10 protein-coding genes are annotated in these 9,457 nt (G+C 69.3%); all 10 read left to right on the forward strand.

Translation table 11 applies throughout. The features are described 5' to 3' along the window. The first annotated feature begins 245 nt into the window (after positions 1–245). Positions 246–1,385 (forward strand): substrate-binding domain-containing protein, encoded by a 1,140-nt coding sequence (locus ABT297_RS41735; RefSeq protein ID WP_350559299.1) that lies wholly within the window; start codon positions 246–248, stop codon positions 1,383–1,385. A 517-nt stretch (positions 1,386–1,902) separates the two neighbouring features. Beyond that, on the forward strand, positions 1,903–3,147 hold the full coding sequence (urtA, locus tag ABT297_RS41740) for an urea ABC transporter substrate-binding protein (protein ID WP_350559302.1): 1,245 nt from the start codon (positions 1,903–1,905) through the stop codon (positions 3,145–3,147). A 14-nt stretch (positions 3,148–3,161) separates the two neighbouring features. Then, entirely contained in the window at positions 3,162–4,178 is a 1,017-nt protein-coding gene (gene urtB, locus ABT297_RS41745; RefSeq protein ID WP_350559305.1) for an urea ABC transporter permease subunit UrtB, read from the forward strand. Beyond that, positions 4,175–5,284: an urea ABC transporter permease subunit UrtC gene (gene urtC / locus ABT297_RS41750; RefSeq protein WP_350559308.1), complete on the forward strand. Its 1,110-nt coding sequence runs from the start codon at positions 4,175–4,177 to the stop codon at positions 5,282–5,284. The genes urtB and urtC overlap by 4 nt, the downstream gene beginning before the upstream one ends. After that, entirely contained in the window at positions 5,281–6,063 is a 783-nt protein-coding gene (gene urtD / locus ABT297_RS41755; RefSeq protein WP_350559311.1) for an urea ABC transporter ATP-binding protein UrtD, read from the forward strand. Before urtC ends, urtD begins: the two co-directional genes overlap by 4 nt. Continuing rightward, positions 6,063–6,755, forward strand: coding sequence for an urea ABC transporter ATP-binding subunit UrtE (urtE, locus tag ABT297_RS41760; RefSeq protein ID WP_350559314.1), 693 nt, complete (start codon positions 6,063–6,065; stop codon positions 6,753–6,755). The genes urtD and urtE overlap by 1 nt, the downstream gene beginning before the upstream one ends. 13 nt (positions 6,756–6,768) lie before the next feature. Further along, positions 6,769–7,071 carry an urease subunit gamma gene (locus ABT297_RS41765; protein WP_350559317.1) on the forward strand — a complete coding sequence of 101 codons (303 nt, stop codon included), beginning with the start codon at positions 6,769–6,771 and terminating at the stop codon, positions 7,069–7,071. Continuing rightward, positions 7,068–7,373: an urease subunit beta gene (locus ABT297_RS41770; RefSeq protein WP_350559320.1), complete on the forward strand. Its 306-nt coding sequence runs from the start codon at positions 7,068–7,070 to the stop codon at positions 7,371–7,373. Before ABT297_RS41765 ends, ABT297_RS41770 begins: the two co-directional genes overlap by 4 nt. 79 nt (positions 7,374–7,452) lie before the next feature. Next, entirely contained in the window at positions 7,453–9,156 is a 1,704-nt protein-coding gene (locus tag ABT297_RS41775) for an urease subunit alpha (RefSeq protein WP_350559323.1), read from the forward strand. Positions 9,157–9,160: 4 nt separating this feature from the next. After that, a partial coding sequence (locus tag ABT297_RS41780) for an urease accessory UreF family protein (RefSeq protein WP_350559326.1) occupies positions 9,161–9,457 on the forward strand: 297 nt, incomplete at its 3' end.

A 9,457-nucleotide genomic window follows, 5' to 3' on the forward strand; every position in this document is an offset into this window, starting at 1 on the left:
GACCGTGACGTGAACGCGGCCCGCAACATCCTCGCGGAGGGGCTCTCCGTGATTGCCTGTGGAGGCGGTGTAAGACCTCAACGAGAGTCCTCTCGCACGGGGCGGTCGTCGGTGAAGCAGGAACCCCCTGGGGCGACCCAGGGAATCCCCGTCCCTTGAGGACGGGGAGGATAGCCAAGCTACAGATCGGCGGCATCCTCGGGAACGCTCTGGAGATCATGCGGCGGACGGGGAAGCATGTCGCTATGCCTCGGTCTGACCGGCTGGTGCCCGGTCCGGTGTCACCTGGACTGCCGGATCCGTTGCCGCGCGGACTGTCCGAGTTGCTCGGCGCGAGTGGCGAGACGCTGGGTGTGGCGCTGGTCGTGCCGATGCAGGGGCCGGCCGGGATTTTCGGGCCGAGCTGTGAGCTGTGCGCCGAGTTGGCCGTCGAGGAGGTCAACCGGGCTGGGGGTGTGCTGGGGCGCGAGCTTCGTCTGGTGCCGGTCGACGGTGGTGCCGCGCCGCAGCGGGTGGCCGCCGAGGTGGAGGCGCTGGTGTCGGCGGGGGTCGTGCATGGGGTCACCGGGTGGCACATCTCCTCGGTACGCCAGGCGGTGGCGCCGCGTATCGCGGACCGGGTGCCGTACGTGTACACGGCGTTGTACGAGGGCGGTGAGCGCACCGACGGGGTGTTCCTGACCAGCGAGACTCCCGATGTCCAGTTGTACCCGGCGATGCGGACGCTGGCGCGGGAGCGCAGGCTTCGGCGCTGGTTCATCGTCGGCAACGACTACGTCTGGCCGCGGCGTACCGCCGAGGCGGCTCGGCGGTACGCCGCGCGGTGTGCGGCGCGCATCTGTGGCGAGTCGTACGTGCCGCTGGGTACGCGCGACTTCGCCGAGGTACTGCGACGCGTCGAACATGCTGACGCCGACGCGGTACTGATGCTGCTGGTCGGCAACGACGCGGTGCGGTTCAACCGGGCGTTCGCGCGGTACGGGTTGGACCGGACGTGCGTGCGATTGAGCACGCTGATGGACGAGAACATGCTGCTGGGCAGTGGTGCGGCTGCGACACACGGGTTGTACAGCACCGCGGGTTTCTTCGCGTCGCTGGTGACTGCGGAGAACCTGGATTTCCACGGGCAGTATGCGCGGCGGTTCGGGGTCGACGCCCCGCCGCTGGGCAGCTTGGGTGAGTCCTGCTACGAGGGGGTCCTGCTGCTGGCGGCCCTGATGGAACGCGCCCGGTCACTCGATGTGCGGGACATCGGGGCCAGCGCGGAGGCGGTGTGTTACGAGGGGCCGCGCGGGTTGCTGCGGATGCGTCGCCGGCACATGCGCCAGCGCATCTACCTCGCCGAGGCGCGGGGGCTCGAGTTCGACGTGGTCGCCCAGTTGTAGACGGTCGCCACCGGACTCTTGACAGCATGAGCGATCGACGTCCAAGATGCTTCCTGCGTGAAGTATCTCCGGGAGTTCGCCCCTCCGTAACGGCGGGTGCCCGTTAGCGTGTCTATTATGCCGACCTATTGGTCGGCTATTTTAGTTTGCCGTCCTTGAGCCGCGCGAAGCAGCGTGCAGAAACGGTGAGTTAAGGGTCATGAAACGTCGATGAAATCATTCTCGTTGACGCTGACCATGCCCATCCGGCGGCGTTCGGCACCTAAGAGCGAAGGACGGAGCCGACCCTCCGAACCCTTCGCGACTGCCGCCAGAACGACCGACTAGCACCGCGCCGACCAGCCATAACCGCATACCGGTACCCGGACATGTACGGCCGCTTTGGTCACGAGCCACGGCCGCCGAATGTCCACCTACGGCTATGTCCTCCGCTTTCCGGGAACGCGGCTCCGCAACGTTGCGGGCACCATCACCGAATGCTGATATTCGTGCTCCCGTGGGGGAGCAAGGAGGTTACATGTCCAGGTTTCGCGGACGCCGCGTAGCGGCGTGTGCAGCGATTCTTGCCGCCGCGGTGACGCTCGCCGCATGTGGCAGCAAGACCGGCGAGAGCACGTCGAGCGGCGGCGCAGCCGCTGACACCTCGGGCGATACCGTCAAGGTGGGCCTGCTCAACTCGCTGTCCGGCACCATGGCCATCAGTGAGGTCACCGTACGTGACTCCCTCCGGCTGGCCGTCGAGGAGATCAACGCCGCCGGTGGCGTGCTGGGCAAGAAGATCCAGCCGATCAGCGAGGACGGCGCCTCGGATTGGCCCACCTTCGCCGAGAAGGCCGAGAAGCTCATCAAGCAGGACAAGGTCGCCGCCGTATTCGGCTGCTGGACCTCGGCCAGCCGCAAGGCGGTCAAGCCGGTCTTCGAGAAGAACAAGGCGCTGCTGTTCTATCCGGTGCAGTACGAGGGGCTCGAGCAGTCGCCGTACATCTTCTACACCGGCGCCACCACCAACCAGCAGATCGTGCCCGGCCTGGACTACCTGAAGTCGCAGGGCAAGACCTCGATCTACCTGGTCGGCAGCGACTACGTGTTTCCGCGCACCGCCAACAAGATCATTAAGGCGTACGCCGCGGCGAACGGGATGACCGTGCTCGGCGAGGATTACGCGCCGCTCGGCTCCACCGAGTTCGGCACGATCGTCAACAAGGTCAAGGCGTCCAAGGCGTCGGCGGTGTTCAACACCCTCAACGGCGACAGTAACGTGGCCTTCTTCAAGGAGTACAAGTCGGCCGGCCTGACCGCCGCGTCGATGCCGGTCGTGTCGGTGTCGATCGCCGAGGAAGAGGTCAAGAGCATCGGCACCCAGTACCTTGACGGCCAGCTCACCGCGTGGAACTACTACCAGACCACGGCGGGCGCGGCGAACGACAAGTTCGTCAAGGCGTACAAGGCGAAGTACGGGGCGGACAAGCCGACGTCCGACCCGATGGAGGCCGCGTACGTGTCGGTCTACCTGTGGAAGGCCATGGTCGAGAAGGCCGGCTCCTTCGACGTGGAGAAGGTCAAGGCCGCCTCCGACGGGATCGCCTTCGACGCCCCGGAAGGCAAGGTCACCGTCGACGGCGCCACCCAGCACATTCACAAGACGGCCCGGATCGGCAAGGTCGGGTCCGACGGGCTGATCACCGAGGTGTGGAACTCCGGGCAGCCGATCAAGCCGGACCCGTACCTCAAGAGCTACCCATGGGCGGCCGGCCTGTCCTGACAGACCGTCACCGGTTGGGCGTTGACAACGCAGCCGCGCCCGACCCGGAAGCCCCCCATCGCGGCACGGTGGCGCAGGACAACCCGATCCTGCGCCGCCTGCCCGTGGCAGCACGCCCCTCGTCCGCTCCCGAATGGACCTTTCCCATGGTCATCGTCAGTCAACTGTTCACCGGCGTCAGCATCGGCGCGGTGCTGCTGCTCATCGCGCTCGGCCTGGCCCTCACGTTCGGCCAGATGAACGTCATCAACATGGCCCACGGTGAGTTCATCATGGCCGGCGCATACACCGTGTACGTGCTCCAGCAGATCATCACCGACGCCGGCATCTCGCTGCTCGTGGCGCTGCCCCTCGCCTTCCTCATCGCGGGGGCGATGGGTGTCGTGCTGGAGATCCTGCTCATCCGCCGGCTCTACGCGCGCCCGCTGGACACATTGCTGGTCACCTGGGGCGTCTCGCTGATCCTGCAGCAGGCCGCCCGGGACATCTTCGGCGCCCCGAACGTGCAGACCCGCGCCCCGGACCTGCTCACCGACAACGTCAAGATCGCCGGTGACCTGGTGCTGGCGAACAACCGGCTGTTCATCCTCGCACTGGCGCTCGTTGCCGTGGTGGTGCTGGCGCTGGTGCAGCGCTTCACCCCGCTGGGCCGGCGGATCCGCGCGGTGGTGCAGAACCGCGACCTCGCCGCGGTCTCCGGCATCCCGACCGGCCGGGTCGACCGGCTCACCTTCTTCATCGGCTCCGGCCTCGCCGGCGTCGCCGGGGTGGCGCTCACCCTGCTCGGCCCGATCGGCCCGACCATGGGCACCAACATCATCATCGACGCGTTCCTCGTCGTGGTGGTCGGCGGCATCGCACAGCTCAAGGGGAGCGTGATCGTCGCCTTCGTGCTCGGCGTGCTGCAGTCGATGGTCGAGTATGCGACCACGGTGAGCGTGGCGAAGGTCGGGGTCTTCATCGCCATCGTGGCGTTCCTGCAGTGGCGGCCCCAGGGGCTGTTCACCCAACGTACCCGGAGCCTGACTTGACCGGCCTGAAGACCCGCCTGTTCGCACCGGGTACACCCGCGCGGGCGGGCGCCGGGTTCGCCGTCGGCGCGGTGCTGCTGTTCGCCGTCGCGCCCGTCGCATTGTCCGACTTCCGGCTCAGCCTGCTGGCCAAGTACCTGTGCCTGGCGATGGTCGCGATCGGCATCGGCCTGGCCTGGGGGCGCGGCGGGCTGCTCACCCTCGGCCAGGGCGTGTTCTTCGGGCTGGGTGGCTACGCGATGGCGATGCATCTCAAGCTCGCCGACGCGGGTCCGGGAAACATGCCGGACTTCATGGACCTGTACGGGCAACTGGACGAGCTGCCGTGGTGGTGGCGCCCGTTCGCCAGCCCGTACCTGGCCATCCCCGCCACCATGCTGTTGCCGATGGCGGTGGCGTTCCTGCTCGGCTCGCTGGTCTTCCGCCGCCGGGTGCGCGGCGCCTACTTCGCGATCCTGTCCCAGGCCCTGGCGGCCGCGATGGCGATCTTCCTCATCGGGCAGCAGGGCACCACCGGCGGTACAAACGGGCTCACCGACTTCCAGGGCTTCTTCGGCTACGCCCTGGACGACCCGGTCAACCAGCGGATGGTGTACTTCATCATCGCCGGCGTCCTGCTACTGCTGCTCGCGCTGGCCCGGCAGCTGATTCGCAGCCGCTACGGCGAACTGCTGGTCGCGGTGCGCGACGCTGAGGAGCGCGTCCGCTTCCTCGGCTACGACCCGGCCAACGTCAAGCTCGTCGCCTATGTCACGGCCGCGGGTATGGCGGGCCTGGCCGGGGCTCTGTTCGTGCCGGCGGTTGGCATCATCAACCCGGCGCTGATCGGCATCGTGCCGTCGATCGAGTTCGTCATCGGCGTCGCGGTCGGTGGCCGGGCGACGCTGCTCGGCCCGGCGCTCGGCGCGGTCGCCGTGACGTGGGCCAAGACCGCCCTGTCTGAGCAGTTCCCGGCGGCCTGGACGTACCTGCAGGGGCTGCTGTTCGTGCTGGCCGTCGCGTTTCTGCCGGGTGGGCTGGCGTCGCTGGTCAGGATGGTGCGCGGCCGGCGCCGTGCCCCCGCGGACCCTCCCGCCCGCGCCACCACCGGGGAGGCGACAGCATGAGCAGTGAAGCCCTCGCCGGACTGCGTATCCGTGACCTGCGGGTGGTCTTCGACGGCTTCGCCGCCGTCGACGGTGTCAGCCTCGACGTACGCCCCGGTGACATCCGCTTCCTCATCGGACCCAACGGCGCCGGCAAGACCACGTTGATCGACGCCGTCACCGGCCTGGTCAAGGCAACCGGGTCGGTGCGTTTCGGCGAGCAGGAACTGCTCGGCCGGCCGGTGCACCGCATCGCCCGGCTCGGTGTCGGGCGAACCTTCCAGACCGCGACGGTGTTCGAGGAGCTGACCGTGTTGCAGAACCTGGATATCGCCGCCGGTGCCGGCCGCGGCCCGCTCACCATGCTGCGCCGCCGCCGCGGCATACCGCCCGAGGTCGCCGAGGTGCTGGAGACGATCGGGCTCACCGCGCAGCGCGACCGCCTCGCCGGCACCCTCGCGCACGGGCAGAAACAGTGGCTGGAGATCGGCATGCTGCTGGTCCAGGACGTCCAGTTGCTGCTGCTCGACGAGCCGGTCGCCGGGATGAGCCAGGACGAGCGGGACGCCACCGGCGAACTGCTGGGCGTGGTCGCCCGGGACCGCACGGTCGTGGTGATCGAGCACGACATGGACTTCCTGCGCCGCTATGCCCGCACGGTCACGGTCATGCACGTCGGCAGGGTGCTCTCCGAGGGCACCGTGGCCCAGGTGCAGGCCGACCCGAAGGTGCAGGAGGTCTACCTGGGACACACCGCGGCCGACGACACGAGCCCCGCGACGGCAGGGCGGGAGGCGTGATGCTGCAGTTCGACAACGTCCACGTCGGCTACGGCCGCAGCATCGTTCTGCACGGGGTGTCCGCCGGCGTACCGGTCGATGGGGTGGCCGCGGTGCTGGGCCACAACGGTGCCGGTAAGAGCACCCTGCTGCGGGCCGCCATCGGGCTGCTCAAGCCCCGGCACGGGACGATACGCCTGGACGGGGAGGACATCACCGGTCTGGCCCCGCACCAGCGAGTCGCCCGCGGCATGGCGTATGTGCCGCAGGGACAGCAGTGCTTCCCGCACCTGACCACCGCCGAGAACCTCCAACTGGTCGCGGACGGCCGCCCCGGCGGCAAGGAGGCGATCGCCGAGGCGCTGGACCTGTTTCCCGCACTGGTAGGTCTGCTCGGGCGGCGGGCCGGTCTGCTGTCCGGCGGGCAGCGCCAGCAACTGGCCATCGCCCGAGCGTTGATCACCAAGCCGAGCGTGCTGCTGCTGGACGAACCGACCGAAGGCATCCAACCCACCGTCGTGGCGGAGATCGAACAGACGATCCTGGCCGTGGCCGGCCGCGGCGGCATGTCGGTCCTGCTCGTCGAGCAGCACGTTGGTTTCGCGCTCACAGCGGCGCAGCGGTACTACGTGCTGGAGGCCGGCCGGGTCACCTCATCCGGTCAGGGCGGCGACGACGCCCGGACCGCGGTCCGGCGGGCCCTTTCCGTATGACCCGGAGGACGTTGTGTTCTTGACCCCGCACGAGCAGGAGCGCCTGCTCATCCACGTCGCCGCCGACGTGGCCCGCCGCCGGCGCGAGCGTGGCCTGCGGCTCAACCACCCCGAGGCGATCGCCATCATCACCACGTTCCTGCTGGAAGGCGCCCGCGACGGCCGCACCGTGGTCGAGCTCATGGAGGCCGGGCGGCACGTGCTGAACCGTGACGACGTGCTCGACGGTGTCCCCGAGATGCTGAAGGAGGTGCAGGTGGAGGCGACGTTTCCGGACGGCACGAAGCTGGTGACGGTGCACCACCCGATCGGATGACTCCCGGTGAGATCCTCCCGGCCGACGGGCCGGTTGAGATCAACGCCGGGCGGCCGGTGACCACGCTGATGGTGACCAACACCGCCGATCGCCCCGTGCAGGTCGGCTCGCACTACCACTTCGCCGAGGCCAACCCGGGCCTGGACTTCGACCGTGTCGCGGCGTGGGGGCAGCGGCTCGCCGTCCCGGCGGGGACCGCGGTGCGCTTCGAACCCGGCGTGACCCGGCAGGTCGACCTGGTGCCGCTGGCCGGGGCGCGGATCGTGCCGGGCCTGCGAGGCGAATGCGGCGGTGCCCTGTGACCGCGTCCGGCCGGCGGAGCGCGTCCCACGGGCGTAACGGCAGACATGGCGCGGTGACGCGCGAACGGAAGGCAACACTGTGACGTTGTTGGACCGGCGGCGATACGCTGCCCTCTACGGCCCGACCACCGGCGACCGCATCCGGCTCGCCGACACCAACCTGCTCATCCAGGTCGAGGCCGACCATTGCGCCGGCGGCGACGAGGCCGTCTTCGGTGGCGGCAAGGTGATCCGCGAGTCGATGGGCCAGTCTCGGGCCACTCGCGCCGAAGGCACCCCCGACACCGTCATCACCGGCGCGGTGATCCTGGACCACTGGGGCATCGTCAAAGCCGACGTCGGCATCCGCGACGGCCGCATCGTGGCGATCGGCAAGGCCGGCAACCCCGACACCATGCACGGCATCCACCCCGATCTGGTGATCGGCCCGTCCACCGAGGTCGTGGCCGGCAACGGCAAGATCCTCACCGCCGGCGCGGTCGACACCCACGTGCACTTCATCTGCCCGCAGATCGTCACCGAGGCCCTCGCCAGCGGTGTCACCACCCTCGTCGGCGGCGGGGTCGGTCCGGCCGAGAGCAGCAAGGCCACCACCGTCACCTCCAACGCCTGGCACCTGGCCCGCATGCACGAGGCACTCGACGTGTGGCCGGTCAACGTACTCCTGCTGGGCAAAGGCAACACCGTCTCCGAGGAGGCGATGTGGGAGCAGCTGCGCGCCGGAGCGGGCGGGTTCAAGCTGCACGAGGACTGGGGCACCACCCCGGCGGCCATCGACGCGTGCCTGCGCGTCGCCGACGCCTCCGGCGTGCAGGTGTCCATCCACACCGACACGCTCAACGAGGCCGGGTTCGTCCAGGACACCCTGCAAGCGATCAATGGGCGGGCCATCCATGCCTACCACACCGAGGGCGCTGGTGGCGGCCACGCGCCGGACATCATCACGATCGCCGGCCACCCCAACGTGCTGCCGTCCTCGACCAACCCGACCCGGCCGTACACCCAAAACACCCTCGCCGAGCACCTGGACATGCTCATGGTGTGCCACCACCTGTCCCCGTCCATCCCGGAGGATTTGGCATTCGCCGAAAGCCGTATCCGGCCCTCGACGATGGCCGCCGAGGACCTGCTGCACGACCTCGGCGCCATCTCGATCATCGGTTCGGACGCGCAGGCGATGGGCCGCGTCGGCGAGGTGGTGATGCGTACCTGGCAGACCGCCCACGTGATGAAGGCTCGGGTCGGCGCGTTGCCGGGCGACGGCGCGGCCGACAACCACCGCGCCCGCCGTTACGTGGCCAAATACACCATCTGCGCGGCGATGGCCAACGGGCTGGAGACCGAGATCGGCTCCGTGGAGACCGGCAAGCTCGCCGACCTGGTGCTGTGGGATCCGGCGTTCTTCGGCGTACGCCCACACCTGGTCGTCAAGGGCGGCATGATCGCGTGGGCGCAGATGGGCGACGCCAACGCCTCCATCCCCACCCCGCAACCGATCCTGCCGCGGCCGATGTTCGGCGCCTACGGCGTCGTGCCGGCGGCGACCAGCGTCGCGTTCGTGGCCCCGGCGGCACTGGAGGCAGGGCTGGAACTGGACGTCAAACGCCGGCTCGTCCCGGTCGCCGACGTGCGCTCCCGCGGCAAGGCCGACCTTCCGCACAACAACGCCATGCCACACATCGAGGTCGAGCCCGACACGTTCACCGTCCGCATCGACGGTGCGGTGGTGGATCCCGATCCGGTCACCGAGCTGCCCATGGCCCAGCGGTACTTCCTGTTCTAGCCGCATGGACACCACGACGCTGCTCCTGCTCGCCGACGGCCGGTTCCCCTCCGGCGGCCACGCCCACTCCAGCGGACTGGAGGCTGCGGTGGCCGCGGGACGGGTCACCGGCATCGGCGAGCTGGAAGCATTCCTGCGCGGCCGGCTGAGCACCGCCGGCCCGGTGACGGCGGCCTTCGCCGCGGCCACCCGGCTCGCGGCGGCCACGGCGGCACCGCTGGGTGACGCCTTGGCGCGGCTCGACGCGGAACTGGACGCCCGCACCGCTTCGCCCGCGCTGCGGCTGGCCTCACGCCGGCAG

Source organism: Dactylosporangium sp. NPDC000555 (assembly GCF_040300025.1).
GTDB lineage: Bacteria > Actinomycetota > Actinomycetes > Mycobacteriales > Micromonosporaceae > Dactylosporangium.